Genomic DNA, 24,226 nt, shown 5'->3' on the forward strand with positions numbered 1-24,226 from the left:
GTGTTGCTCTGCCAGTGCCGCAGCAAAAGCAGCGGTTACATCTCGGCTCATGTCAGACTTCCTCGCAGTTCAAAGCGCCTCTCGGGCTGAGATCGTAAACCGATGCTGATCCGCCCGGCCAATGACCGTCGGCACCGGCGCCGTTAGCCGAAGAAGAACGGACGGGGCATTCAGGCCGATCGGCGTGCCGAGTTGAACAGTGCTGCGCAGGGAGGGTACAAACGCCAGCTCGGCCTCGCTACCCACTGGCGTCACATCCGCCGTCAGTTGATAAAGCCGTGTCGTCGCGTCCAATCCCAACTGGAAAAAATCCCCCGCGCGCAGACCAAGTCCCCAGCCTGCGGTGCGCAGCGTTGTGCCACCCGCCGCCTGCGTCTCGGTAACATAAGGATTGCCAGCCCCGACCAGCACCTCAATCGTTGGGTCGGGAAACAGGAACCGCCCCCGCAAACCGCCCAAAGCGGCAAAGAACGCAGACAACCTGCGCCCATTGGTGCCTTGCGTTACCGCCATTTCAATCTGGTACTCCCACCATGATGCGCCCCAGTCCTGGATCTGCGACGTGCCGGTAAAGGGTGAGCGTGCCTCGGCCACGGATGTAACCAGACGCCGCTCAAGTGCGGACACCAGCACCAGTGGCAACACCGCAACTGTCATATCGCCTGACCCCGCCGCCGCCCGTCCGCGACGCTTTGCTTGGCGATGCGCGCGATTTCGGGCAGCGCCGCGCGCAGGCGTGCCTCAATCTGTTCGGCCACGCCGATTTGTGCGCCGCGCGCGTCAATTGAGATCGACATGTTTGGCGCGGCACCACCTGCGCCATAGCCCGCTGCCTGCCTGCGGCTCAACACCCGCTCGCCGCGTTGCAAAATCGCGGGCACCTCATCGGGTTTCAGGCCCGCCCAGCCTCCAGCATGCATCCGCGGGGCTGCTGCAAAGGCCAGCGCGGGAACCCTGCGGCTGGTTCCGTCAGTCCCGACCATGCCGCCTGCATGCAAAACCGAGCCAAATATATCTCCACCCCCAAAGACCCCCGACAGCGCGTTGGCGATCGGGCCCAGAACCGCGCGCTTGAACGCCAGCGTTGCCAAATCAGCAAGGATGGAAGACACCAAGGACTTGAAGTCGAACTTGCCGGTGGTGATAAATTGCTTGAACGCAGTTTCCGCCGATTGAAAGCCACTGACTAAAGTGCTGCCAAGGCCCTTGCCCCAGTCCATTGCCTGCTTGGAATACTCCGCCAAGGATTGTGAGACGGCCGCCCAGCCGGTTTTGGCCACGTCGGCGGCGGTCTTGACCGCCCCACCTGCAGAGTTGGCCGCGTTTGTTGCGCTGTCCAAGGCCTCCGCAACGCCTGAGGCCGAGGCCTGTGCCTCATCAAGCGCATCAGCGCCCGCAGCACCACTGCCGCTTACGGCATCTTTGAGCGCCTGCCAACTTGCAAGCGGCGCTGTGGCCCCTGCAGCAAGATCGCTCGCGGCCTGGCGGTAGCTGTTCGCGGTCGCAAGCGCGTCAGTGGCAAGGCCGCTCAGACCAAGATCAGGGGCGGTCAGGGGATTTTTGGCAAAGGCGCGCTGGAACGCTTCGGCCGCCGCCGTGCCCGCCTCGGCTGAGGCCCCGGCAAAGGGGTTTGCAATATCGCCAAGGCTGATCTCGCCAATCTGACCAAAGGCTGTCTCGATCCCAACAGCTGCCAGCGCATCCCGGATTTTGCCGGTAAAAGCATCAATTTGCCCGAGGGCCCCGTTCAGCATTGCCTCAATGCCGTCGAGCATGCGGTTGGCCGCTGTGAACACCAGATCGCCGATCACGCCAGGCAGGCGCGACCAGATTGCCTTCACGGCCAAAAGAGCGCCTTCAAAGGTGTTGGCTGTCGCATTGCCAAACCCCACCACGCTGTCGATCGCGGATGCCATGCCCATGGCCGCATCTGACTTCAGATCGTAGAACATCGCGGTGGCCGTTGCTCCGGCCGAGCTGGTGGCCATTTTAATGCGGCCCCAGACCTCGACCGCGACGTCCTTCAATAGCCCCATCGCCGCGCCAAAGCCGCCAGCACCTGCAACAAGCCGGGTGAACCAATAGACCAACTCACCCGCCCCCACGATCAGCGCGCCAATGCCTGTGCGGATCAGCGCGCCCCGCACGATGACAAGGGCTGTGGCAAGCCCGCGTACCGACAGCGCCGCTATCGCCATTGCGCCAACCCAGCGCCCCGCAAAGAAGGCCGCAAAGGTTGCAGCATAAGTGCCAAGCCGTCCAAGATTGTCAAAAACACCCGCAATCGCTTGGCCCAGCGGTCCCGTGGTCTTGGATACCGCCGCCAGTGCGTTGGCCATCGCTTCAAGGGCTGGTGCCGCTGCCACCGCCAGCTGGTTTGACACACCCCGCCAGATCAGCCCGAGGCGCGACAGCGCATCATTGGTGCGCTCAATCTGGTCTGCGTCTTGCTCGGAGACAACAATGCCAAAATCAGTCACGTCAGCGGTGGCTTGGCGCAGCGTGGCGGTATCAATGCGCGTAAACACGAGGGCTGCGCGGTCGCCAAAGAGCTGTGAGGCGACAGCCGCGCGCTCGGCCTCGGGCACAAACTCCGCCAGCCGGTCCTGGATCAAGGCAATACGCTGATCGAGCGGCAGGCTTTGCAGCGCTTGGACTGACAGACCAAGGCGGTCAAGCGCTTGGACGGCAGGGCCAGCACCTGCCGCTGCCTGGCTCAGACGCCGTGTCAGCTGCACCGTGGCCTGCTCGACATTGCCCATCGAGACGCCAGAGAGATCAGCGGCCCGGTCCAGCACTTGCAGACTTTCCACCGTGGTGCCCAGAGATTGCGCCATTTTGGCCTGCGCATCGACGGTTTGCAGGCCAGAGCGGATCATGGCCACCCCGGCTACCACTGTGGCCGCAGCCATAACGCCCGCGGCAAGGGCCGCCCGGCGCGACAAGGCCGCAAGCCGCGCATTGGCCAGATCCATCTCGCGGGACAAACGCCCAAAGCCACGCGTGCCCGCATCGCCCACACCTTCCAGCTCGGCGCGCACTTGCCGCCCGCCGCTGGTAGAGAGGCGCACAGAGACCCGTTTTTCGCTCATAGCCCTTGTTCCATCCTCTCGTTAAGTTTCTGAACCATCACCGCCTCAACAGCCGGTAGCATCTCGGCCACAGCCAGCGGCGAAAGCCCAAGCGCGGAGGCCAGCGCAAAGGCCGCCCCCATGTCCCAGCCAATCACCGCATTGCCTGACACCCCTTGCGCCAGCCGCAGCTGGCCGCCCAAGCGCTGCACCAGGTCCCAAACCTGCCAGCCTTCATAGGTCTGCGGTGCGTTTACGCGGCTGGGGCAGTCGAGGCAGTCTTGCTCACAGGCGGCGCAATAGGCGTCACCCCCGCCGAAGGACCACTCGGCAAGGGCGCAAAGCCGTTTTTTTCCGCATCGATCAACAGGCCTTTGGCAACATATTGGGTCTGGAACGCCTCGAATAATGGCCAGAGATCCAGAAGCGCATCAATGGCAGCCTCCGAAGGTGGAAGTGGCACGCCGTCCGCATCGCCCACCCCCTCCCAATCGAGAATGGCCAGGCGGGCCAGTGCCTTGGCAAAGGCCACCGCGCGTTCATCATCACTGGCACCAGTGGCAAGGCCTTGGATCGCAGGATCCGCGCGCGCGGCCACCATCAGCGAGGTGGTGAGCGGGCGCAGCTGCAAACGCAGGCCTGCGATGAGATCAAGCCACTTCGGCCCGTTGGAAAGGTTGAGTTCTATCATGCATAGCTCGCGACTGAGTTGGTGAGGACAATGGTGCAAAGCCGTGCAGGCGTTGTCCCCTTCGCCGCCTGCCAATCAAACGAGGCTTGAATGCCCTGCGGCCCTTGGATCTCGATCCGGGGCCGGGGCAGATAGACCGCATGGGCCGTAAAGCTGAGGCTGGCACTGGCCCCAAGGCTGTAGCTGAACTCCAACTCGCAAGGTGCGCCGTCAATGGCTTGGGTCACCAGCGCGCTATCAGCAAAGCGCACATCAATCTTGCCCGTCAAAGCCGCCATCGCCGGATCCGCCCCATCAATCTTGCCATCTGCTCGGATGGTCTCCACCCGTTCCAAGGTTATTGGCATAGGTAATCTCTGCCGAGACCACATGGCCGAGGGCTGTGCCATTGCGCTTGATGGAGCCGTTAAAGTGGCCAAAACGCTGCAGCGCGATTGCGGCGGGCGTGCCCGCACCGGAGACTGTGGCAATCGTCTCGCCTTGGGCAATGATCTTTGCCGTTGCCGTCAACAGCCCCGAGCGCTGCATGGTCCAGCTCAGTTGATCCAGCATGCAGCCCGAATACATCGCATAGCGCGGTACCTCCGGCATGCCGGTTTCCACCGAGAAGCTCGGCAGCGCCCAAGACCCTGAGGTGAAGCTATGGGTTTTTGGCGTGGTGCCGCTGGTGGCGGGCGCGCCAAAGGCCGCCTTGAGCCAAAACCCGAAGGCCTCGATATCAATTGGCACCGAGACATCGCCGTCCGCCGTCACCGCATCTTTGATCGGGGCCAGCGGGTCGCGACCATAGCCCAAAAGGTCCGAGGCCAGCAGCGGTTGCTCAGCCCCGAGCGAGGTGCTGGCAAAGGGCATCAGCTTGTACCCCGTGGTCGGGGCGGTGCCATACGTCGTCTCAAACGCCAGCGCCATCTGCGCCCGCGCGCCTTGCGCTCGTGCCATCTTCATCTCCTCGGTATTGTTTGAATGAGTCCTAAAGCTTGACCAAAACGGTCTTTTTGGCTCAACTGGCCAAAATCAATGACAGAAGCTGCCAGTTTAATGTTTTCAAAAGGAAAGCCAGAACCCTCTAAGCCCGATGTCGCGCCCAACCGCGAAGCACCACAGATCGATGAACGACGCTCAATTCTTCTTGAGGGCACGTCCATCAAAGGCAATTTCTCTGTGGGTGGCATCGTTGAGTTAGGTGGCAGCATTGTTGGCGAGCTCACCGCAGAAACCCTCGTTGTGACAAAGTCTGGAAAAGTCGAGGGTGGGATCCACGCAGCAAGTGTGATTGTCGAAGGCCAGGTTGTTGGCACAATTCACGCGACATCCCTCACCATCAAACCAGGCGCGCGGGTCAAGGCCGATATAATAACCGCTGCAATCTCAGTTGATTTTGGCGCCAAGATTGAAGGTCGCATTAAGATGCCGGTACAACCTGTTGTCCCCGTTCAGGAAAGCGGATCCCCAGTTGAATAATGCAGCACGACCGTAAGGACGCCAGCTTTCAGGTTTGCTGCCCCCTCGACCGGCAGATCAACCGGGCGCGGCGCTTCCGCCTCAACCCAGTCGCAGAGGCCACCAAGCGTGTGGTCCGCAGAGATCACGGCACCGATCTGGCCGCAAAGTGTGGCAAAGCCCGCATCACGGTCCACACCCTGCACGATAACCTCCAGCTCCACGCGGTGCTGGAAGTGATACAAAAGCGGCGACAGCGTCACCGCCGGATCTCCCGGATCGCCGTCGCGTAGGATTATGAGGCCAGCTGCTGGCACGCGTTCCGGCACAACCTCGCCGCGCAGAACCGGGACGGACGGGATCAGCCGCAAGAGATCCGCAAGGGCGGTCAGGATGGTTTCGCGTGTCATCAGACTTTGCCCTCCACCCAGTTCGCTACAATCAATCCCGGCACGCGGTCAACGGCCCGCTCAGCATCGCGCGCCAGATCAAGGCGTTTCGCCAGCTTCACCTGTGGCACCAACAGAAATATCGGCACGGTCGCGACGCCACGCCCGGTCTTTGACTTTGACGCGACACCCAACCCACGGCTGTTTAGTCGCCCTTCAGCCACCAACAAACTCGGGCCCCGCCTGCGATAGATAAACAGCAACTTCAGACCTTGCTTGCGTTCCCATTCACCCGGAGTGATCCGGCCACCACGGGCTGACTTGCCCGCAGCCGCTGTCGGGATCGCCAGCCAAAACCCATTCTTGGACCGGATCAACGGCCCGGTGTCATGCGCGCGGAGGATCACCGGCGCTTGCGACCACACCAAAGCGGCCGCACTTAGGCTGTCACCAGATTTTGGGTAAGTTTGGCTTCTTATCGAGTTTGCAAGCCGCCGCCCAAGCCCGGCACTGGTGATCTGAGCGCGCCAAGCGGTCTTCAGCCCTGTACCCGCCTCGCGCATGGCGGTTGAGACAGCTTTTTCGCCTGCTTTGATCTCGGCGGCCATCGCCGCGATCAGATCAGGCGCAAGATCGAGTTTGATCCTCATGCTGGGGCCGCCTCAATGGTCCAAATCAGCCGGTCGCGGTCGCGCACAGGCTTGCCTTGAATTAGAAACGTCTCATCGCCGATCTGGATTTGCTCTTGCGAGCGGGGATTGGGCAGCTCTCGCACGCGCACATCAAAGCGGAAGGTCTCGGACCAGAGCCTTGCCGCCCCAAACTCCGTGATGCTGTCGGCACTGCGCGTAATGATGCGGAGCTTGGTGAATTGTCCCTCGCAATCACGATACCAAGCTTCCTGGGCAAGGTTTGGGTCCGCAAAAAGCAGATCCAAGGCCATTGCAAATGCGTGCATGTCAAACGGCCTTAAGTCGAACTCGTCAGTCGTATTGCCATGCGCGGCCGCTTGTTGACCGGCAGGATCGAGCTTTCCGTCATCAGATCAATCCAGCGGCCTTTTTCATCGAGATGCTGGCGGGCATAGAGGGGCAGACCGATGGTATTGGCGGCTTCCAGCAGATTGGCCGGCCCGCCATAGGTGGTGAAGGTGTCAAACGTGCCCAAGGGAAAGGCAATCCCGTCCCCCGCTGGGATCAACCGTTCTGCCGTCCCATTCGAGAGGGTGACAGAGCCGTTATATTCCTCAAACAGAACGCCCGCGAAAGGAAACGCGCGGCGCATGTCTTCGCGTAAGGGCTGCCCGCCCGTTGCGGAGAAGAACTTATAGGCTTCTTCGGTTTTGGGATGGCTGATCAGCTTGTCAAAGAACTCAGAGCTGACCAGCGCATGCGCGGTGGTCATGGTCTCGCCCAAAAGGTTGTCCTCAATCGCGCGCAACACAGAGCGGACCTTGCCTTGGATATTGGTGCCCGCAGTACCAAAGACAAAGTCGATGGCGAGTTGCTCAAGGCCAAACTCCGTGAAGTAATTGTAAAGCGTGGTGCCCGCGCCATCTTTCACAATGCCGCGCAGCGCATTTATCTCCATATATTCGCGGGTCTGGGCATGCTTGCGCCGCATCAGCTGCAGCTTGCGGTTCATCACCTCAACCAGCGGGTCGGCTGCGTCCGAGACGCCGAGTGCGGGCATGCCCTGAATATCCGAAGGCAGGATCACATCATCATGCGGGATCCAAGGCAGCGCGAATGAGCGCATGGAGCGGGCTTCACGATTGCCGACGGTGGCAGGGGCACCGAGTGGGACCGAGGGCAGGAGGCTCAACACGCCTTGATGCTGTTCGATCACGATGGCGCGTTGCGAGACACCCTCAAAGCGAAAGAGGCCGATCTGGCCAAGGCGGGTGTAGAGGTTGGGCAGGATGTTAATCGCCTGCGTCATCTCGGCGAGCGAATAGCCGCCCGCGTCAAATGGGTTACGGGTGAGGGTCATGGGAAACTCCAGCAAAAAGGGTGGGGATAGCCTTGGTTTGGGGATCATGGGCAGCGAAGCCGCCCGGCTGATGCGCCGTTGCGCGATCTGGATTAAGCGGTATCGCGCGGAATGATGCCAATGGCTGCGAGCTGGCCGTGCTTGGTCGCGGTTTTGGCGGCATCATCGACGGTGGTGTCAAAGACAAGGGCGGCTTTGGAGACGATGGCGGGGCCGCGCGCGATGATAAGGCCGGTGCCATCAGCGCCAGAGGCATCTACGTGGTAGAGCAGCATGGCGGCAGCTGTCTGCGCGCCATCCGTACCGCCGGAGGTGGCCAGCTTATATTTACCGCTGGCGGTGATGCGGCCCAGCACAGCACCCACGGGATAGGTGGTTCCTGCCAGCAGAGTGATAGTTTCTCGGGTATAATTTGGGTTTAGCTCATATTTGAGGATATCGCCCAGGCTGGGCGGTTGGGTCAGGACAGTCATGTCGGGGATCCTTCTGGGGATGGAGGCATAAGCAATCCGCCGCCTGGGAGGGAAGGCGGAGTTTTAACATGGTCGTGGCAGTATGGCGGCTGTGGAACCGCTCAGCGTTTTGCCCCGGAGGCAGCGGCGCGTTTGGCTGCGGCAACAATAGGGCTTTCACTGTTCGAAGAAACCACCGGGGCTGGGGTGATTGCCACCACATCCCGCGCATCGGCTGCGGCCGCCGCGTGCTCCAACACTGAACGGCGCAGCGCCGCAGGCGTGGTGCCCTCCCTCAGGGCTTTTGCTGCATCAATAGTAACGCCAAGCCGTCCCGCTTGCGCTGCAATCTCGGTGATCTCTGCCGCTTCAAGGCGAAGCTGGGCGGAAAGTTCGGCCCGCAGGGATGTCTGAAGGGCGGAGACGGGGTCAGCTTTTGGTGAGTTTGATGCTGCGGAAGGGGCTGCGAGCGATTGGGAAACAAGGGCTGTAGCAGGTGGCACTTCGGGATCTGTGCCGCCATTTGCGGCAATATCACTCTGCGTTTGGCTGTCTTGAGCTTCATCGGGGACGGGTTCAGTCTGTGGCAAGGTGTCGTTGCGCATGAGAGGATCCTTTCGGGATTGAATTTGGGCCGTGGTGGCCACGCGGGATGGGAGGGTTGCGCGGATGGAAGACAAGCTTTGTCGAAAACTGGCAAACCCACGCGCAAGATCGATGACTTCGTCGGCAAGACCCGCCGTCACAGCCTCGGTCCCGCGAAAGCTGGCGGCCTCGGTGGCGAGTGCGGCCTCTTGGCTAAGCCGCGCGCCGCGTCCCGCGGCCACTGTTTCCGCAAAGAGAAACCGCAGCACCTCTATTTCGCGCTGAATGTCGTCTTGGATATCAGCGGGCAGGGGCGTGTAGGGATTGGCATCAACCTTGTGCGATCCTGCGTGGATCAGCGTGACGCGCACCCCGTCTTGATCCAGCTGCCCGCTGAGATCGGCGTGCATCACCACAACACCGATGCTGCCCACCGCCCCGGTGCGCGGCAGCAAGATGCGGTCGGCCTGGCTGGCCAGCGCATAACTGGCCGAGAAGGCGTGTTCTGCCACAAAAGCCCAGACGGGCTTGCTAGCGCGAACCGCACGAATACGATCTGCGAGGTCAAAAACACCCGCAACCTCGCCGCCAAAGCTGTCAATTTCCAATGCAAGCCCGAGCACGGACGGGTCGCTTGCTGCCGCCTCGATCTGGGCCGCGATCCCCTCATAGCTGGTCTGGCCCGAGGACTGTCCGATCCAGCCCCCACGATGGATTAGCACGCCAGAAATTTCAATCACAGCGATGCCATCCACCACCGCGTAGGGGGCCTCACCATGCTGGCGGTAATCGTCCAGCATCACACCTGCCAAAATGCTGGCACGCGCTGTTGGCGGATGGGCGCTTTGCAACGCGAGGCCCTGATAAGTTGTCTCAACCTGCTGCCCGAGGATACGTGGCCCAAGGCCGGAGAGAAACGCCATGGCTTTGGAGGGCTCAACCAGCAGCGGCGTGTTGAAGGCGCGCGCGGCAATGCGGGCATGCAGCATCAGGTCTGGTCCTCAGGCTTGCGCGAAGGGTCTTCCGCGTCATCGGTTTCATCTGCCGGGTCGCTGTCGTCGTTTTCGTCTCCATTTTCATTCGGGCCGGGCAAAGCTTGCACACCTTGCGCGGGCGATCCGGGGCGGCGGAAGTCGAGGCCGAGCAATCGCTCGCGGCTGCGTTCGGCCGCGATCTCGCGGTCGACCTGTTCTGCGTCATAGCCGCGCTCGGCGATGGCTTGGGTGCGGGATTTGAGCCCTGCCTCGATCTGAGCGATTTCGGCATTGGCATCCTTCAGGGGATCAACCCAATCCCATTTGGTGGGGAGCCAGTTGGCCGCAAGGAACTGCGACCGGTTGGCCTCATAGCCGGGCAGAACCAATGCGCCCGATAGCACGGCAGCGTCCATCCAGCGCGCATAGACGGGACGGCAAAGTTGAAAGACCATCACAGAGTGCTGCCAGGCCGAAACGCGACGCCGAAATTCGATAAGGGCTAGTCGCGAGTTCGAAAAGTTCCCCTTCACCATGTCATTGGTCAGATAAGGATAAGGAATGCCCAGCGCCGAGGCGACCTGTAGCAGCGTGCGGTACTGGAACGGCTCGTAGGTCGCCCCTGAATCCGCAGGCTGGCCCACGGTGACATCCTCGCCCGGATCCAGCCGCACAACCTGGCCGGGGCTGATCTCGAAGCCGCCCAGCGTGTCGTCATCCTCGGACGGCAGCAGGGGGTTTTCTGGGGCAGGGGAGGTCACAAACATCGCATACATCGCGGCGACCTTTTTGCGGTCCAGCTCGGCATCGTCGTATTGATCGAGCAAAAACAGCCTCACGATGGCCGGTGCCAGCTTTGAGACCCCGCGCAATTGACCCGCTTCAACCGGATCGATCACATGGATGACCTCGCTTGCTGGAACCCGCACCATTTCGCCCGCCAGCCCCGGATCGGTACTGTCGCCGGGGTGCCGCCGGAGGAAGTGATAGGCCACACGGCGTCCGACCCGGTCAAATTCGATCCCCTGACGGATGGCATTACCATTGGCAGCCAGACCCGTTTGGTGCAGCGGCAACATCTCGGCGGGCAACATCTGTAGCTGCAAGGGCACCGACAATCCGTCACCTGCACGTCTAGGGCGAATCCGAAAGAAAACCTCACCGGCCAAAAACACTTCACGCGCCGCGCGCCGCTGCAGCCCGTAGAAATCGGTCAGACCTTCGCTGTCTGCTTCATCTGTCCAAGCCATCCAAAGGCGTTGTAGCTCTTCCTTGCGCGCAGCGTCCGTAATTTGCGAGATTGGCTTTATTCCGTCGCCCACGGTATTTGCGGCCCAGCTTTCAACAGCATTGGCCGCATAGCCATTATTGCGCACCAACCAGCGGGCGCGCGCAGTGATATCAGGTCCAGACGCCGCAATCAGCGCATTCACATGGGCGCGCGTTGCTTGGAACCCGCGCAGGCGGCGATGATGCTGGCCAGCATCAAAGCCACCGACAAAAGCCCCGAGGCGCTGCCGCCAGTTCATAGGTCCTTCACCGCATGGGGGCGCAGGATACGCCCAGCGCCGCGCTCAAGTTTCGCAATGCGGCGTTCGATGTCCCCTATCGCAGCGGCCAGCTCAGCATCAGTGCCATAGGTCAGGGTCTTGCCATCATAGCTTACAGAGCGTGTGCCGCTGTAGCGCGCAGTCAACAGCGCGCTGTGGTGGGATTTGAGGTCATCGAGGGTCATTGCGTACTCGCTATTCCATGTATTTGGGCGTGCTTACCCGCCAGCCCCGCTTGCGCGGAGCGGCGATCCGCCCGGCTTGAGGCTCGGACGGTGTGTCAGTGTCGGCTTTGGTGGCAGCCGTGAGGGTCTCTACCCCGGCTTGTTTTTCGAGTTGTCGCCACATCCGCTCATCGAAGCGGTCGGCCCCTAGGATCCAGACGGCGGCGCGGGCATAGACACGAGTATCCAGCGCTTCGTTGCGTTCGCGCATCTTTTGCCATTCTTGGCGCGCGTAGCCCCGCTTGTTGCGGATCGTGACCAGTTGCTCGGCCACCAGCTGCTTTAGCCATTCGCTGTCTGCCCAGTCTGGCATGTGGATCGTGCCCGCAGGATTTGGCGCGCCACTGGCACGGTCTACATCGCTCGGCCGCTCCAGCCGCAGATAGCGATAGGTCTCCGCCTTGAAGGTCGCGGTGGCCACCGTCCAGAGCCGCGCGCCGCGCTTGAGCTTTCGTCCGTTTACTGTCGCATCAACGTAGGTCGGCCCTGAGACCGGCGTTGTGCGGTTGAAGCCTTCCATGCCTTTGACGGGGGCCACCTGCGCGATGCCTTGGATGCGAGCCCATGCGTAGACGGCTGCCGTCTCATACCCTGTGTCGATGGCCAACTTTGCCAGGGGCATGACAGCACCGTGTTCGTGCACCCATGTTTGCCCCAGCAAAGCTGTCAGCTTGTCCCAGCAGGCAGGATCATCTGGCCCGCCAGAGATCACGACGTGATCGACAAGCCAACTTTCTAGGCCACGGCCCCAGGCCCAGACATCAACCTCGATGCGGTCCTTCTGCACGTCCGCCCCTGCGGTCAGGAACAGGCCGCGTGCAGGGATTTGTGCCACGAACGTCTCGCGGCGATCAGCAAGGCGCTGCCATTCTGGCGCATCACCAGACTCGACCCATGTCTCGCCCAGCAGGGTGTTGCGCGCGGCGCGAAGCATCTCTTCCGAGCCTTGGGCCGCTAGCCATTCGCGCGCGATCTGCTGCCAGCTCTTCCAGCCCAAAGGCGAATAGAGCGCGGAGATATGGAAGCCGATGGAATGCGGGTCGGACGACACGGCCGTTGCGCGCCATTCGCCCTGTTCAAGCATCTGCGTCTTGTGGTGCTCGGCGATGGGCTTCTCACAACCCTCGCAATGATAGGCGGCGGTGTCGGGTCGCCCTTTGTCCCAGCGCAGGCGCTCAAACTGCAGCCATTGCATCGCCCCGCAATGTGGGCAGGGCACGAAGTAGCGCCGCTGGTCTGATGCCTCGTATTCCCGCTCGATCCGGCTGATGCCCCGGATTGTCGGGGTGGAAACCATGAACACCTTGCGCCGGTGCGAGAATGTCGTGGTTCGGGCTTCGGCCAGCGTGACCGGATCGCCTTCCTCATCGGCAGAGGCTGGATAGGCGTCAACCTCGTCCAGAAAGATATAGCGCGCGGGCATTGAGCGCAGGCCGGTGGCAGAGTTCGCCCCGGTCAGCACCAGGATGCCACCTTGAAATTCCTTCGACAGCATCGAGTTTCCCGCGTCGCGCGACCGGGCCGGATTGACCAGCGCACGCAGCACCGGGCTTTCCGAGATCAAGGGGTCCAATCGCCCGCGCGAGGTGCGTTTTGCCATCTCCACCGTCGGCAGCACCGCCAGCATCGGGCCCGGCGCGTGGTGAATAACAAAGCCAATCCAGTTATTACCCGCCTCCGTGGCGCCGACCTGTGCGGCCTTCATGAAGCTGATCCGCTGCGCCGGGTGGCGCGGCGACAACGCATCCATGATGTCGCGCAGGTAGGGCGCGCGGGCCGTGCGATATCGCCCCGGTTCGGCCGCAGCACGCGACGACAGCCAGCGATGCGCATCCGCCCATTCCGACACCGTCAGGTCAGGATCCGGGCGCATGCCTTTGCGCCAGCTGCGCAAGATATCCTCGGCCCCATCAAACCCGAGGTCGAGGTCTGCGGTCAGGTCATCGCTATCTGAGGCTGACCCTGAGATCGGCGAGGGCTTCGAGGTGCTGTCTGACATGGGTTTCCAGCACCCTCTGCAGGATCGCGGCCTCGATTGTCACCGGTTTGGCCGTTTGTTTCTCCACCTCTGCCGCCACTTCGGCGGCCATTAATGCCGCCACCCTGCTGGGCCAGGTGACCCATGTGTCGCGTTCCTGACGCGCCAACCGGAACACCAGCGCTTCGGCGCGGGCCCGGTCCACCAGCGTGCCCTTCTTTTTCTGGATGCCAAGTTGCTTGTCCTGCGCCTGGTAGACGGTCAGCGCCGTGCGGGCCTTTAGGTATGACGAGCTGTCGGCGGGGCCGCTGAAACTGCTATCGCCGCCGCCGGTGCTGCGGCGCTGCTGATCAGGATCAGTCATATCGGCCCGGCGCACATCAGACGCGGCCGCGTTGATCGACCCGTCGCTGTAGACCACCAAGCGGCTGGCCTTGCGTGCCTTCTGGATCGCCCCGCGCGACAGGCCGGTATGGGCGGAATACTCGCGTTCTGACATACCTTCCATGGCGATTGCATTAACCTCAAGATGTTGGAATTAAACGAAAATAACGATCTTATTCAGTTGATTACACTCCGCGATAGAGCGATTCATGGTGCAAGGCAAACGGGTGCATCGCACCCCTTAAATGAGGATCGGAGACCACCATGCGCGCACAGGAAAAGATGGGACACAGCTCGATGAGCGACGGATGGCGGGACCACACCAGCCCCGCGCAGGAGCGGGTGAACTGGGTGATGGATGAAGTCATGTCGGGGCGGATGAGCCAGGAAGGCGGAATGGTCGAGATGGCACGCGCCCACGAGATGATGCGCGAGGAAGCCTGCGCGCGCACGACCCACCCAGAGCACCGCTGGGAGGAGTGATCATGGCCAAACGCAAAACCACCCCTACACCCGAAGACGTCCGCGAGGCCTTGATCCTTGGGATCGCCCGAAACCGGTTCTTCATTGAAACGCTGGAGACCCGGAACCGCGACCGCCTCGATTTCCACGATGTCGCGGTCTGGGCGATCCACGCGGCACTTGAAGACGCCTTTGAAGCCGGACGCCGCGCAGGCGCTGCTGCAAAACCCCAATCCTGAAAGGACAAGATCATGACCGCCACCACCACCATCCGCATCGACTACGTAACGCTGCCCGTACATTTCGACCGCTCGCGACCGAACGCCGTGGCCGAGGCCATCGAGGCCGCGCTGCGCGAGGATGGGATCACGGCTGAAGCCTCGGATGTGTTCTCGCACATCAAGATCGAGCTGCCGACCGCCCAGCTTGCCGCCGCCAGCGCGGTGCTGGCTGATCTTAAGCTGATCTGAGGGGAACGACCATGAGCACCCGCGCACAGATTGCAATTCAGATTGGTCCCGATGCATGGGCCCATGTTTATTGCCATTATGACGGCTACCCCTCTCACATGCTGCCAGCGTTGGCGCGCTGGACGCCCGAAGACATCCTCGCTGCAAAGGAAATCCGCCAAGTTCGCGCGGACGCGATCGACCGTTTCGATCCGCCACGCGAACCGCCCATCCTGCAGCGACCGACCTGTGAGCTATGCCACCTTTACGTCTGGCAGGACGGGGTGTGGGTTGAACTCAAGCCCAGTGCTATTCAGCCCGAAAGCCCTCAACCATGACCCTCACCCTCAACTGCCTGCCCGAAGGCGAGACCCTCGATGATGTCGTGCGTCGCAACTGCGCCATCGGCTTCGATCTGCGCTTTTGCCGCAGCGTCGCCGTATCTCAGGACGACCGCGACACCATCACCTGCGACCCGCCCGAGGCTGAATTTGCCACGCTTTACGCCCTGACCGATCTGGGCGAGGCCATCGCCATCCATGATGTGGAGCTCTCCAGCGCAGGGGCAGACGAGGTGGCCGCCGTCGCCCGTGCGCTGTTTGTCGCCATGATCAACGCGCGGCGTGATCCACCCGACGCGGCACAACGACACGAGGCCGAACAGGCGGCGCTGACCGATCCCCACCAGATATATTGATCATAAAGCAATGATATTGCTTGTTATTGCCTACACTAACCACCCCGTCAGCGCGATGGTGATTAGACCTAAACGATGCAACTTACCGAAGAAAGACCAAGCCATGACCACCCGCTGCGCCACCGACAAATCCAAAGCCCTCGACGCCTGCATGACCACCAAGTTCCAGATCGACGCGATGCTGGAACGGCTGCAGGCCCTGAGCGACGACCATTTCAACACCCACCCCGACGAGATCAACTGGGGCGACGTTGGCACCCTGAACCACTACGCCAGCCTGCTGCGCCAGATTACCGACAGCGCCTTCAAGGAGGGCGAACATGCCGATTGATCCCGCCCAACGCCACCAGATCGAACAGGACCCCGTCATGATGAAACTCACCGACACCCAGACCATCATCCTGAGCGCCGGGGCCCAGCGCCCCGAGAACATCGCCCTGCCGCTGCCCAAAGGGCTGCACGGTGCGGCAGCGAAGATGGCTGTCACCAAAATGATCGCACAAGGCTGGCTTCAGGAGGTCGACGCCAACCTGCGGCGCGGTGAACCGCTCTGGCGCGAGACCGGCGATGGGCATGGCACCACGCTGGTGGTGACCGACGCGGGGCTGCTGGCCATCGGGGTCGAGCCGGTGGCGGCCAGCACGGTGACCAACCTGCGCAATGCCAAGCCTGTGCCGGACCCACAGCCGACCGCAGCGGAGACGCCGAAACCGGTCAATATCCGCGCGGGCACCAAGCAGGCCCAGATCATCGCTCTGCTGCAGCGCCCCGGGGGTGCGGCGATCACCGAGATCGTAGCAGAGACTGGCTGGATGGCGCATTCGGTACGCGGCATGATCTCCGGGGCGCTGAAAAAGAAGCTGGGCCTTCCCATTGCCTCTGAAAAGGTTGAGGGCAGAGGCACTGTGTACAAGCTGGACGCGGCCTGACGCCCTGCTTCACCCCACGGGTCACCTGCGATGTGGACGCGAGCACCAGCGTTCGAACAAGCGGCGAAGCGTGTAGCTGCGCAGCAATGAGATGCCCACAAAGATCGCGCCGATGGCGAGGTTCTCGCCCAAGCTCGGATGCAGCCCGAACCATGGAAACACCACGATCTGCGTCGCCAGCGCCAGCGCATAGCCCACGGCAACATTGGTGACGGCTTCAACAAGTGACATGCATCGGGACTGGATCATTTGGCTCCCTCCGGCGCGTGCAATTCATCGAGGATGTGGTTTGCGATCTGACCCAGATTGACGACGATGCACGCGCGCTCATCTGGTGTGATCAAAATATCCCCGATGTTGGCGAGTTGAACAAACTCGCAACGGCTTACTTTTTTGAACCGATCTTCCAACCCATAGATCAACCAGACCACCCCAGTGCAATCGCCCGGCTGATCGACGCTGTCGCGCAGATATTGCAACAGGTGGTCCTGCACATACCGAAACGCGATTGATGGCCCGAGGCCGATGTTGCGCAAGTCCTGTGCCACGGCAATGGCCACCACGTCTCGCCAGCTATACCAGCGCTCCTTTCCGGGCTCGGGGGTGTGCTCCGGGCAAAAACCGTCGCGTGATATGGCCTGGTTCAGATCACCGCGCGGGATCGGGATCGCCTGCACCAGATCGCCCACTCGCCAGCGCATGTTCATTCCGCCGTTCCTTCCAATTCATCAACGGCCACGCCCTTGTGCTCGCGCCGTGCTACCTTCCCCGTCGCAATCTCCCACCGTCGCACGGCGACATCACAATAGACCGGGTCCAATTCCATCGCGAAGCATCGCCGTCCGCTGCGTTCGGCAGCGACCAACTGGGTGCCAGAGCCGCAGAACGGCTCATAGATCAGGTCGTCGGGATCGCTGAACGCGGTCAGCACCGCCTCGACCAGCGCCACCGGAAACACCGCTGGGTGCGACCCTGCTGCGCCCAGCCCGCCCTTGTGGCGCATGATGCGGAAGACGCTGTCGGGAATGCGGTGGCTTTGGATCGCGTTGCCGGTGCCGGTCTTGGCGTGAACGGTGCCGTCGGCGCCGCGCAGCCCACCGCCGCCGAGGGTTTCGCCTGCGTGCTTGGACGGGACTGTCTTGTGCGGTTTGCGGGGCGCGCGGTTGAAGTGGAAAATGAACTCGTGCGACGGGGCCAGGCGGCCGTTCCAGTCGCCCGGCAGGCCCGGACCCTGATCCCAGACATACCAGCCAAAGCGTCGCCAGCCAGAGGTGCGCATCCATTCCACCCATCCTTCCCAATAGGGCTGCCATTCACTGTCTCGGTGCACGAGGCCGAGGTTGACCAGCAGCTGCGCCTCAGCGGTGACCGGGGCGGCAGCAAACACGCCCTGCATCAGCGCATCCCAATCGCCGACCTTTTCCTTGGCCGCGCCGTAGTCGCGCTGCTGGGCATACGGTGGCGAGGTGAACATCAGCGTGGCGGTTTCACCTTGCATCAGCTTGGCGACAGCGGTCGGATCGGTGGCATCGCCGCAGCAGAGGCGGTGTTTGCCCAGCGCCCAGATATCGCCCGGCTTGGTGATAGGTTCGGCGGGCGGGTCGGGGATCGTATCGGCCGCATCATCGGAAATCGTTGGGCGGTCATCGGCGTCTGCCAGCAGGGCGTCCAGTTCATCTTCGGGGATCCCGATCAGGCCGAGGTCGAAATCCTCGGCCAGCAGGGCCTGCAATTCCTGCAAGAGCAGCGCTTCATCCCAGCCGCCCAGCTCGGTTAACTTATTGTCAGCGATGCGATAAGCCCGGCGCTGCGCCTCGGTCAAATGGCTCAGCACGATGACCGGAGCCTCGGTCAGGCCAAGATGGTCGGCGGCCAGGACACGGCCATGACCCGCGATCAACTCGCCGTCCTCGGCCACAAGGCAGGGCACAGTCCAGCCGAACTCGGCCATGCTGGCAGCGATCTTCGCCACCTGAGTGGCATCATGGGTCTTGGCGTTGCGGGCGTAGGGTTTGAGGCGGGCGAGGGGCCAGTGCTCGATCCGGTCGGGCTGCATCATCATTGCGCGGGTCCGGTCAAGGGCGTGTAGACCACCAACGTGGTTGTGCCGGGAAGCCACCAGCTTGGGAAATCCTCCGGCCAAGTGGTTTGCAGACCTTTCAATTCCGCAAACGCAGCGATGTCCTGCCGTTTGGCGGCATCAAAGGTGCCATAGAGATGTGCGGCGACGGCGCATGCCATCCGGTCCTTGCGATAGTAGAACGGATGATCAACCAGTTCCCGTGACCAGGGTTCAGCGTAGTAACCGCGGCCGTCGAACAGACCGCGCCGCGCCAGCACCGCCGCAGTAAAGTCGGACCGGGACAAGGCCCAGCCACGGGTCGCGCCAAACAGCACCGCAAGTCGTTGCTGCACGGTGCGCAGATCCTGTTGCAGGGCGTTCAGGCGCAGGACGGATTTGGTCCCTGCGATCATGGCGCGCTTGTCGGCAATGGCGCTGATCAGGATACTGATCTCCATTGCGCTTGGGCCGGTGATGGTGCCAGGCAATTTGGATTTTGCGTTGTTCATGCCGCCAGCCTCTTGACCTTCAGGTCGGCGAAGGTTTCGCCGGTGTCTGCCAGCACGGCATTGGCGCCGGTGAATTTCTGCCAGCGCTCGATGGCGACATCGACGTAGACCGGGTTCAGCTCGATCCCGAAGCACACCCGCCCGGTGGTTTCCGCCGCGATCAGCGTGGTGCCGGATCCCATGAAGGGTTCATACACCGCCTGACCGGGGTTGGAATTGTTCAGCATCGGGCGGCGCATGCACTCGACTGGCTTCTGGGTGCTGTGGATGGTGGTAGCGTCCTGATCCTTATTGGCGATCTTCCACAGCGTGGTCTGCTTGCGGTCACCGGCCCAATGGCCCTTGCCGGTCTTCTTGACGGCATACCAGCAGGGTTCATGTTGCCAGTGGTAATCGCCACGGCTGAAAACGAGGCTCTCCTTGGCCCAGATGATCTGCGACCGAACGTTGAAGCCTACCGCCATGAGGCTCTCGGCCACCTCTGCCGCGTGCAGCGCACCGTGCCAGACATAGGCGACATCGCCGGGGAACAGCGCCCAAGCCTCGCGCCAGTCGGCCCGGTCGTCGTTCAGCACAAGGCCGGTGCGCTTGGTCTTCGCCGCGCCCGTCTGGTTGCGCCAGGAGGGATCGTATTCGACTCCATAGGGCGGGTCGGTCACCATCAGCAGGGGGCGAACATCACCGAGCAACCGCCCGACCACATCAGCGGAGGTGCTGTCGCCGCAGATCAACCGGTGTGATCCCAGCTGCCAGAGGTCACCCGCAACCGACACCGGCGTGACCGGCGGTTCGGGAATGTCGTCTTCGCCCTCAACCGGCCCGTCGCCGCCCAGCGCATCTGGATCCCGCAACAGCGCATCCAGATCTTCGTCGGTGATCCCGAGCAGCGACAGGTCGAAATCCTCGGCCAGCAGCCCCGCGATCTCGTCGCGCAGCATCGCCTCGTCCCATTCGCCCAGCTCGGTCAGTTTATTGTCGGCGATCCGGTAAGCCCGACGCTCGGCTTCGTCGAGATGGCTGAGCCGGATCACCGGTACGTCCTTCAACCCGAGCATCGCAGCCGCCAGCACCCGACCATGCCCGGCAATCAGCTCGCCGTCGTCGGCCACCATGCAGGGCACAGTCCAACCAAACTTTGCCATGCTGGCGGCGATCTTGGCGACCTGGTCGGTGCCGTGGATTTTGGCATTGCGGGCATAGGGGCGCAGCCGGTCGAGAGGCCAAGTCTCGATCTGGCTCGGTGCAAAGACCAGGTCCATGGGGCGGTTCTCATTTGGGGCAGGGCGGACGTACCAACGCGCGCGGGCAACATGGCCAGCGACAGGATCGGCATCCGCGATGTGGGGAAAACAAAAACGCCCGCGAGGTTTATCCTCCGGGCGTAATTTCTCAATGATTTATAGGTAGGTCAAGGGGGCTAGAAATGTCAAGTGAAAAAATGACGTGGATTCAATGACTTCTTACGGGGTGGCTTCCGCTGGCTGATGGAGTGGATGCCTCCCTCCCCTACGGCATCGTAATGTGCCAAGCTTTGGACGTTGAAACCAAGCAAATCGAAGGAGGCATCCGTGAAAGAAGTGACCATCATTGGCGTTGATCTTGCAAAGAACGTTTTCCAGCTTCATGGCGCTGCGGCCGATGGTTCGGTCGTGTTCCGCAAGAAGCTTACGCGGGTTCAGTTTCATAAGTTCATGTCGGGTCATCCCGCCTGCCTTGTGGCGATGGAGGCTTGCGGCAGTTCGCATTACTGGGCGCGTGAGGTGGCACAGATGGGCCATGACCCACGTCTGATCGCGCCCCGCTACGTCAAGCCCTTCGTCAAGCGGCACAAGAACGATACCGCCGATGCCGAGGCCATCGTCGAAGCGGCCCTGCGTCCAACCATGCGCTTTGTGGACCCCAAGACGCCAGATCAGCAGGGGGGGGCGGTTTTGTTTCGGACCCGCGCGCAGTTCATTCGTCAGCGCACCGAGGCCATAAACGCGCTGCGGGCGCATCTTTATGAATTCGGCTATATCGCGCCGATCGGGGTTCAGAATGTGAAGCAACTGGTCGAGATCGTAGACGCTGACAACAGCGACCTGCCCGCGCTGGTGCGCTTTTCCTGCCGCGAGTTGATTGAACAGATCTCGCGGCTGACCGAGCGGCTTGCGGTGCTGGACAAGGAAATCTCTCGTCTTTCAGGCGAGGTCGCCCGGCGTCTGCGGACTATGCCGGGCGTCGGGCCGATCACGGCGCTGGCCGTCGAAACCTTCGCGCCGGTCATGGAAAGCTTTCGCTGCGGGCGTGATTTCGCGGCATGGCTTGGTCTGGTGCCATTGCAACGATCAACGGGCGGCAAGCAGATCTTGGGCAAGACATCGAAAATGGGCCAGTGCGATATCCGGCGATTGCTTATTGTCGGCGCGATGGCGGTGGTGGGTTCATCGGTTCGAAGGGGCGCTCCCAAGGGATCATGGTTGGAGAAAATGCTGGCCCGCAAGCCACGCATGCTGGTCGCCATCGCCTTGGCCAACAAGATGGCGCGCGGTCTTTGGGCCATGTTGACGAAAAACGAGGAATACCGGGGGCCGGTGATGGTGGGGTGAAATTGAACCCTGCCGCAACCCGCCGCCCGGGAGTGTGAGGAAGGCAATGACCTGCATGGGCAAATGATCGATCAGATCGGGATCAGGAAAACCAGGGGAAGCCAAAGCGCCAACTTGAGCGCGTCTGAGCTGATTTGGACCTGATCCGCGTATCTCCATACCGGCCCGCGGCATGTGAAAAGCCGCACAGAGAGGCCTGACACATGACCGCACTCGATCACATGCCAAGAAGGTCAAAATTTTCCTTGCACAACGGGAGGCATCCACACATGGCTTCCGGCAGGGTGGCTTCCACAAAGTGGATTCCCTGGATTCCGAAAAGAATCCAGCACGCCAAGATCATGATTCCGCAAGCCTTTGATAATGAGTCGCTTTTTCCAAAATCGAGTGGCAGGTGGATTCCGCCTGGATTCCCCGGTGAAAGTGCCTGTCGCTAGCGAAATGGCGCGCTGCGCCCCCCCGCATACGTTCAGGGCCGGGGAGGAACCATGCCGTGGGGGGGGGTGCGGTTTGTGGTTCCGGGCAATTATGACGGGTTGAGTGATCCCGCAGTCGCGCGTATCGTTAAAGAGAAAAAACAGCGGAAGTTGAAGGCAAACAAGCCCTTCCGAGGACTTTGGAAGGTGATATTTTGAGCCAGGACACGATCAAGACCAACGCCGGTTACATCTGGTCCATCGCGGAAATCTTGCGCGGGGATTTCAAACAATCAGAATACGGCAAGATCGTTCTGCCTTTTACTGTCCTACGGCGACTCGATTGCCTTTTGGAATTGACCAAAGCTGCAGTACTTGAAACAGCCGCCACGCTGCCGGAGGAAACCGACGACGAAGCGCGCGCGATGATCTTGACGGCTATCGCCTCACCGGGCGGGCAAATCTACAACGAAAGCCAGTTTACCTTCGCCTCGCTACGGGGACAAGACCCACGCCAGCTGCGGGCAAACCTGATCGATTACATTGCCAAGTTCAGCCCGAACGTCCGAGACATCTTTATCGAGAAATTCGAATTCACTGAAACCCTGAAGAAGCTGGACAATGCCGGTATTCTCTGGGCGGTTTTCGACCGGGTCAGCCAAATTGACTTGCACCCGGAAGCGGTGTCCAACCTTGAAATGGGATACCTGTTCGAAGAGCTGATCCGCCGTTTCTCGGAAATGTCGAACGAAACCGCTGGGGAGCATTTCACCCCGCGCGAAGTGGTGCGTCTGATGGTTGATCTGCTGATCGCCAATGATCAGGGTGCATTGTCCGGGCGCCACATCGTGCGGCGCATATATGATCCAGCATGTGGGACGGGCGGCATGTTGTCCATCGCCGAGGAACGCATGGTGGAGATGAACCCCACCCTTCACGTTGACCTGTTTGGCCAGGAACTAAACGCTGAATCCTTCGCCATCTGCAAATCTGACATGCTGGTGAAGGGCCACGATGCGTCGCGCATCGCTTTTGGCAACACCCTGATCCAAGATGCCCACAAGGGGCAGACCTTCCACTATATGCTGTCGAACCCGCCCTATGGGGTCGACTGGAAGAAATATGCCGATCCGATCAAGGAAGAGGCGGCTGATCGTGGGATGAAGGGGCGGTTCGGCGCGGGGTTGCCGCGCATCTCGGATGGGCAGCTGCTTTTCCTGCAGCACATGATCTCGAAGATGCGTGACGATGAAAATGGCTCGCGCATCGGTATCGTGATGAATGGATCGCCGCTGTTCACCGGTGGCGCGGCATCGGGTGAGTCCGAAATTCGGCGCTGGATGCTGGAACAAGATTGGGTCGAAGCGATCATCGCGCTACCAACTGACATTTTTTATAACACGGGCATTCAGACCTATGTGTGGATCCTGACCAACCGCAAGCCGGTTGATCGATGTGGCAGGGTACAACTAATCGACGGCTCTGGCGAGCGGTTCTGGCGATCCATGCGCAAGTCCCTGGGGTCGAAGCGCCGGGAAATCACGGATGACGCCCGGGCCGAGATCGTGCGCATCTATGGCGAGTATCTGAACGGCCATGCCGGTTACGGTGACGTGTCAAAGATTTTCCCCATTACAGATTTTGGCTATCGCGAGATCCGGGTGGAACGCCCGCTGCGTCTTCGCTTCGAGGTCACGGACGAGGCGTTGATCACGCTCGCCCAAGACAAGGCGATGGAAAAGCTGACCGCCACCGAGAGGCAGGAGCTGCTTATCGCCCTCAAAGCTGATCTGGGTGGCGAGGTGTTCATGGACCGGGTTGATTTTGACATTGCCCTGACCCGTGCTCTGCGCGACGCACGGCTGAAAATCGGAGCGCCGGTTCGTAAGGCCATTCTGTCCCAGTTTGGCACGCCGGATGAAGAAGCAGCGATCTGCCGTGACAAAGACGGCAACCCCGAACCCAACACCAGCCTGCGCGATCATGAACTGGTGCCGCTGCTGGAAGGCTGGCAGCTCTATTTCGACAGGGAGGTGCGGCCCTTCGTTCCCGATGCTTGGGTGGACACCGCGTATACCGATGACCGCGACGGCCTGGTGGGTCGGGTTGGGTACGAGATCAACTTCAACCGGTACTTTTACCGTTACGTCCCGCCACGCCCATTGGCCGAGATCGACGCCGAACTGAAGTCGCTCGAGTCGGAAATCGCAGCCCTCCTGTCCGAGGTGGTGGTATGAAATTTTTGTGTCTCGGTGCGGATCGTTATTGCTTTAGTGATACCTCTCGACTATCTGTATTTACAACAAGACCCGCCACGCCTCGGGCAGAGCTTCGGCTTTGTACTGCGCACCCTGGCGGGTTACTTGTTTTTAGGGCCTGCATTC

Annotated in this window: 29 protein-coding genes and 1 pseudogene; 10 read left to right on the forward strand and 20 right to left on the reverse strand. The window is 61.4% G+C overall.

Annotation, left to right across the window (positions count from 1 at the left end; genetic code table 11):
* Positions 1-69: 69 nt before the first annotated feature.
* The 5 genes and pseudogenes from RNZ50_09200 to RNZ50_09220 form a co-directional block, all read right to left on the reverse strand.
* Positions 70-657 carry a hypothetical protein gene (locus tag RNZ50_09200; GenBank protein MDT8855186.1) on the reverse strand — a complete coding sequence of 196 codons (588 nt, stop codon included), beginning with the start codon at positions 655-657 and terminating at the stop codon, positions 70-72.
* Entirely contained in the window at positions 654-3,092 is a 2,439-nt protein-coding gene (locus RNZ50_09205) for a phage tail tape measure C-terminal domain-containing protein (protein ID MDT8855187.1), read from the reverse strand. The genes RNZ50_09200 and RNZ50_09205 overlap by 4 nt, the downstream gene beginning before the upstream one ends.
* The gene (locus tag RNZ50_09210; protein MDT8855188.1) at positions 3,089-3,283 is read right to left on the reverse strand and encodes a hypothetical protein; all 195 of its coding nucleotides are present in this window, start codon (positions 3,281-3,283) and stop codon (positions 3,089-3,091) included. The genes RNZ50_09205 and RNZ50_09210 overlap by 4 nt, the downstream gene beginning before the upstream one ends.
* Positions 3,284-3,324: 41 nt before the next feature.
* Positions 3,325-3,762: a hypothetical protein gene (locus RNZ50_09215; protein MDT8855189.1), complete on the reverse strand. Its 438-nt coding sequence runs from the start codon at positions 3,760-3,762 to the stop codon at positions 3,325-3,327.
* Positions 3,759-4,701, reverse strand: a pseudogene (locus RNZ50_09220) (phage tail tube protein). Before RNZ50_09220 ends, RNZ50_09215 begins: the two are co-directional and overlap by 4 nt.
* Before the next feature lie 78 nt (positions 4,702-4,779).
* On the opposite strand from RNZ50_09220, the gene RNZ50_09225 reads away from it, so the two are divergent.
* Positions 4,780-5,223 (forward strand): polymer-forming cytoskeletal protein, encoded by a 444-nt coding sequence (locus RNZ50_09225; GenBank protein ID MDT8855190.1) that lies wholly within the window; start codon positions 4,780-4,782, stop codon positions 5,221-5,223.
* On the opposite strand, the gene RNZ50_09230 is transcribed toward RNZ50_09225, so the two are convergent.
* From RNZ50_09230 to RNZ50_09275, 10 genes are all read right to left on the reverse strand, one after another.
* Positions 5,196-5,612 carry an acyl-CoA transferase gene (locus tag RNZ50_09230; protein MDT8855191.1) on the reverse strand — a complete coding sequence of 139 codons (417 nt, stop codon included), beginning with the start codon at positions 5,610-5,612 and terminating at the stop codon, positions 5,196-5,198. The genes RNZ50_09225 and RNZ50_09230 overlap by 28 nt on opposite strands.
* Positions 5,612-6,241, reverse strand: a complete 630-nt coding sequence (locus RNZ50_09235; GenBank protein MDT8855192.1) for a DUF6441 family protein — start codon at positions 6,239-6,241, stop codon at positions 5,612-5,614. The genes RNZ50_09230 and RNZ50_09235 overlap by 1 nt, the downstream gene beginning before the upstream one ends.
* The gene (locus RNZ50_09240) at positions 6,238-6,549 is read right to left on the reverse strand and encodes a hypothetical protein (GenBank protein ID MDT8855193.1); all 312 of its coding nucleotides are present in this window, start codon (positions 6,547-6,549) and stop codon (positions 6,238-6,240) included. The genes RNZ50_09235 and RNZ50_09240 overlap by 4 nt, the downstream gene beginning before the upstream one ends.
* 11 nt (positions 6,550-6,560) lie before the next feature.
* The gene (locus RNZ50_09245) at positions 6,561-7,583 is read right to left on the reverse strand and encodes a major capsid protein (GenBank protein ID MDT8855194.1); all 1,023 of its coding nucleotides are present in this window, start codon (positions 7,581-7,583) and stop codon (positions 6,561-6,563) included.
* A gap of 92 nt (positions 7,584-7,675) precedes the next feature.
* The gene (locus RNZ50_09250) at positions 7,676-8,056 is read right to left on the reverse strand and encodes a head decoration protein (GenBank protein ID MDT8855195.1); all 381 of its coding nucleotides are present in this window, start codon (positions 8,054-8,056) and stop codon (positions 7,676-7,678) included.
* Positions 8,057-8,157: 101 nt separating this feature from the next.
* A complete protein-coding gene (locus RNZ50_09255) occupies positions 8,158-9,609 on the reverse strand; it encodes a S49 family peptidase (protein ID MDT8855196.1) in 1,452 nt (483 codons plus the stop codon).
* Entirely contained in the window at positions 9,609-11,123 is a 1,515-nt protein-coding gene (locus tag RNZ50_09260) for a phage portal protein (protein MDT8855197.1), read from the reverse strand. Before RNZ50_09260 ends, RNZ50_09255 begins: the two co-directional genes overlap by 1 nt.
* The gene (locus RNZ50_09265) at positions 11,120-11,329 is read right to left on the reverse strand and encodes a hypothetical protein (protein ID MDT8855198.1); all 210 of its coding nucleotides are present in this window, start codon (positions 11,327-11,329) and stop codon (positions 11,120-11,122) included. The genes RNZ50_09260 and RNZ50_09265 overlap by 4 nt, the downstream gene beginning before the upstream one ends.
* A gap of 10 nt (positions 11,330-11,339) precedes the next feature.
* Positions 11,340-13,367, reverse strand: a complete 2,028-nt coding sequence (locus RNZ50_09270; protein MDT8855199.1) for a phage terminase large subunit family protein — start codon at positions 13,365-13,367, stop codon at positions 11,340-11,342.
* The gene (locus RNZ50_09275) at positions 13,315-13,854 is read right to left on the reverse strand and encodes a hypothetical protein (protein ID MDT8855200.1); all 540 of its coding nucleotides are present in this window, start codon (positions 13,852-13,854) and stop codon (positions 13,315-13,317) included. Before RNZ50_09275 ends, RNZ50_09270 begins: the two co-directional genes overlap by 53 nt.
* Positions 13,855-14,027: 173 nt before the next feature.
* Between RNZ50_09275 and RNZ50_09280 the strand changes: the two genes are divergently transcribed.
* From RNZ50_09280 to RNZ50_09310, 7 genes are all read left to right on the forward strand, one after another.
* Entirely contained in the window at positions 14,028-14,213 is a 186-nt protein-coding gene (locus RNZ50_09280) for a hypothetical protein (protein MDT8855201.1), read from the forward strand.
* A 2-nt stretch (positions 14,214-14,215) separates the two neighbouring features.
* Positions 14,216-14,431 (forward strand): hypothetical protein, encoded by a 216-nt coding sequence (locus RNZ50_09285; GenBank protein MDT8855202.1) that lies wholly within the window; start codon positions 14,216-14,218, stop codon positions 14,429-14,431.
* A 12-nt stretch (positions 14,432-14,443) separates the two neighbouring features.
* Positions 14,444-14,662: a hypothetical protein gene (locus RNZ50_09290; protein MDT8855203.1), complete on the forward strand. Its 219-nt coding sequence runs from the start codon at positions 14,444-14,446 to the stop codon at positions 14,660-14,662.
* A gap of 11 nt (positions 14,663-14,673) precedes the next feature.
* Positions 14,674-14,979 carry a hypothetical protein gene (locus RNZ50_09295; GenBank protein MDT8855204.1) on the forward strand — a complete coding sequence of 102 codons (306 nt, stop codon included), beginning with the start codon at positions 14,674-14,676 and terminating at the stop codon, positions 14,977-14,979.
* On the forward strand, positions 14,976-15,338 hold the full coding sequence (locus RNZ50_09300) for a hypothetical protein (protein ID MDT8855205.1): 363 nt from the start codon (positions 14,976-14,978) through the stop codon (positions 15,336-15,338). The genes RNZ50_09295 and RNZ50_09300 overlap by 4 nt, the downstream gene beginning before the upstream one ends.
* Before the next feature lie 103 nt (positions 15,339-15,441).
* A complete protein-coding gene (locus tag RNZ50_09305; GenBank protein MDT8855206.1) occupies positions 15,442-15,669 on the forward strand; it encodes a hypothetical protein in 228 nt (75 codons plus the stop codon).
* Between the two features lie 37 nt (positions 15,670-15,706).
* Entirely contained in the window at positions 15,707-16,267 is a 561-nt protein-coding gene (locus RNZ50_09310) for a DUF3489 domain-containing protein (GenBank protein MDT8855207.1), read from the forward strand.
* Positions 16,268-16,288: 21 nt separating this feature from the next.
* Here RNZ50_09310 and RNZ50_09315 read toward each other — a convergent pair whose 3' ends face one another.
* The 5 genes from RNZ50_09315 to RNZ50_09335 are packed head-to-tail and all read right to left on the reverse strand — an operon-like array spanning position 16,289 to position 20,097.
* On the reverse strand, positions 16,289-16,516 hold the full coding sequence (locus RNZ50_09315) for a hypothetical protein (GenBank protein ID MDT8855208.1): 228 nt from the start codon (positions 16,514-16,516) through the stop codon (positions 16,289-16,291).
* The gene (locus RNZ50_09320) at positions 16,513-16,974 is read right to left on the reverse strand and encodes a hypothetical protein (protein MDT8855209.1); all 462 of its coding nucleotides are present in this window, start codon (positions 16,972-16,974) and stop codon (positions 16,513-16,515) included. The genes RNZ50_09315 and RNZ50_09320 overlap by 4 nt, the downstream gene beginning before the upstream one ends.
* Complete coding sequence (locus RNZ50_09325; protein MDT8855210.1) at positions 16,971-18,329, reverse strand: site-specific DNA-methyltransferase; 1,359 nt, start codon at positions 18,327-18,329, stop codon at positions 16,971-16,973. The genes RNZ50_09320 and RNZ50_09325 overlap by 4 nt, the downstream gene beginning before the upstream one ends.
* Positions 18,326-18,838 carry a hypothetical protein gene (locus RNZ50_09330; GenBank protein ID MDT8855211.1) on the reverse strand — a complete coding sequence of 171 codons (513 nt, stop codon included), beginning with the start codon at positions 18,836-18,838 and terminating at the stop codon, positions 18,326-18,328. The genes RNZ50_09325 and RNZ50_09330 overlap by 4 nt, the downstream gene beginning before the upstream one ends.
* Complete coding sequence (locus tag RNZ50_09335) at positions 18,835-20,097, reverse strand: site-specific DNA-methyltransferase (GenBank protein MDT8855212.1); 1,263 nt, start codon at positions 20,095-20,097, stop codon at positions 18,835-18,837. The genes RNZ50_09330 and RNZ50_09335 overlap by 4 nt, the downstream gene beginning before the upstream one ends.
* A 309-nt stretch (positions 20,098-20,406) precedes the next feature.
* Between RNZ50_09335 and RNZ50_09340 the strand changes: the two genes are divergently transcribed.
* Together RNZ50_09340 and RNZ50_09345 are read left to right on the forward strand one after the other, a co-directional pair.
* Positions 20,407-21,426: an IS110 family transposase gene (locus RNZ50_09340; protein ID MDT8855213.1), complete on the forward strand. Its 1,020-nt coding sequence runs from the start codon at positions 20,407-20,409 to the stop codon at positions 21,424-21,426.
* 631 nt (positions 21,427-22,057) lie between these two features.
* Positions 22,058-24,079, forward strand: coding sequence for a class I SAM-dependent DNA methyltransferase (locus RNZ50_09345; protein ID MDT8855214.1), 2,022 nt, complete (start codon positions 22,058-22,060; stop codon positions 24,077-24,079).
* Positions 24,080-24,226 lie beyond the last annotated feature (147 nt).

The organism is Paracoccaceae bacterium Fryx2 (genome assembly GCA_032334235.1).
In the GTDB taxonomy this organism is placed as follows: domain Bacteria; phylum Pseudomonadota; class Alphaproteobacteria; order Rhodobacterales; family Rhodobacteraceae; genus JAVSGI01.

Excerpts from the sequence above, each read along its gene's own strand:
- RNZ50_09310 (MDT8855207.1), top strand. The coding sequence starts at position 15,707 with ATGATGAAACTCACCGACACCCAGACCATCATCCTGAGCGCCGGGGCC.
- RNZ50_09300 (MDT8855205.1), top strand. The coding sequence starts at position 14,976 with ATGACCCTCACCCTCAACTGCCTGCCCGAAGGCGAGACCCTCGATGAT.
- RNZ50_09295 (MDT8855204.1), top strand. The coding sequence starts at position 14,674 with ATGAGCACCCGCGCACAGATTGCAATTCAGATTGGTCCCGATGCATGG.
- RNZ50_09325 (MDT8855210.1), bottom strand. The coding sequence starts at position 18,329 with ATGATGATGCAGCCCGACCGGATCGAGCACTGGCCCCTCGCCCGCCTC.
- RNZ50_09320 (MDT8855209.1), bottom strand. The coding sequence starts at position 16,974 with ATGAACATGCGCTGGCGAGTGGGCGATCTGGTGCAGGCGATCCCGATC.
- RNZ50_09315 (MDT8855208.1), bottom strand. The coding sequence starts at position 16,516 with ATGATCCAGTCCCGATGCATGTCACTTGTTGAAGCCGTCACCAATGTT.
- RNZ50_09270 (MDT8855199.1), bottom strand. The coding sequence starts at position 13,367 with ATGTCAGACAGCACCTCGAAGCCCTCGCCGATCTCAGGGTCAGCCTCA.
- RNZ50_09265 (MDT8855198.1), bottom strand. The coding sequence starts at position 11,329 with ATGACCCTCGATGACCTCAAATCCCACCACAGCGCGCTGTTGACTGCG.
- RNZ50_09285 (MDT8855202.1), top strand. The coding sequence starts at position 14,216 with ATGGCCAAACGCAAAACCACCCCTACACCCGAAGACGTCCGCGAGGCC.
- RNZ50_09335 (MDT8855212.1), bottom strand. The coding sequence starts at position 20,097 with ATGGACCTGGTCTTTGCACCGAGCCAGATCGAGACTTGGCCTCTCGAC.
- RNZ50_09255 (MDT8855196.1), bottom strand. The coding sequence starts at position 9,609 with ATGCTGCATGCCCGCATTGCCGCGCGCGCCTTCAACACGCCGCTGCTG.
- RNZ50_09235 (MDT8855192.1), bottom strand. The coding sequence starts at position 6,241 with ATGAGGATCAAACTCGATCTTGCGCCTGATCTGATCGCGGCGATGGCC.
- RNZ50_09275 (MDT8855200.1), bottom strand. The coding sequence starts at position 13,854 with ATGGAAGGTATGTCAGAACGCGAGTATTCCGCCCATACCGGCCTGTCG.
- RNZ50_09240 (MDT8855193.1), bottom strand. The coding sequence starts at position 6,549 with ATGCACGCATTTGCAATGGCCTTGGATCTGCTTTTTGCGGACCCAAAC.
- RNZ50_09290 (MDT8855203.1), top strand. The coding sequence starts at position 14,444 with ATGACCGCCACCACCACCATCCGCATCGACTACGTAACGCTGCCCGTA.
- RNZ50_09305 (MDT8855206.1), top strand. The coding sequence starts at position 15,442 with ATGACCACCCGCTGCGCCACCGACAAATCCAAAGCCCTCGACGCCTGC.
- RNZ50_09280 (MDT8855201.1), top strand. The coding sequence starts at position 14,028 with ATGAGCGACGGATGGCGGGACCACACCAGCCCCGCGCAGGAGCGGGTG.
- RNZ50_09250 (MDT8855195.1), bottom strand. The coding sequence starts at position 8,056 with ATGACTGTCCTGACCCAACCGCCCAGCCTGGGCGATATCCTCAAATAT.
- RNZ50_09200 (MDT8855186.1), bottom strand. The coding sequence starts at position 657 with ATGACAGTTGCGGTGTTGCCACTGGTGCTGGTGTCCGCACTTGAGCGG.
- RNZ50_09230 (MDT8855191.1), bottom strand. The coding sequence starts at position 5,612 with ATGACACGCGAAACCATCCTGACCGCCCTTGCGGATCTCTTGCGGCTG.
- RNZ50_09225 (MDT8855190.1), top strand. The coding sequence starts at position 4,780 with ATGACAGAAGCTGCCAGTTTAATGTTTTCAAAAGGAAAGCCAGAACCC.
- RNZ50_09215 (MDT8855189.1), bottom strand. The coding sequence starts at position 3,762 with ATGATAGAACTCAACCTTTCCAACGGGCCGAAGTGGCTTGATCTCATC.
- RNZ50_09260 (MDT8855197.1), bottom strand. The coding sequence starts at position 11,123 with ATGAACTGGCGGCAGCGCCTCGGGGCTTTTGTCGGTGGCTTTGATGCT.
- RNZ50_09205 (MDT8855187.1), bottom strand. The coding sequence starts at position 3,092 with ATGAGCGAAAAACGGGTCTCTGTGCGCCTCTCTACCAGCGGCGGGCGG.
- RNZ50_09330 (MDT8855211.1), bottom strand. The coding sequence starts at position 18,838 with ATGAACAACGCAAAATCCAAATTGCCTGGCACCATCACCGGCCCAAGC.
- RNZ50_09245 (MDT8855194.1), bottom strand. The coding sequence starts at position 7,583 with ATGACCCTCACCCGTAACCCATTTGACGCGGGCGGCTATTCGCTCGCC.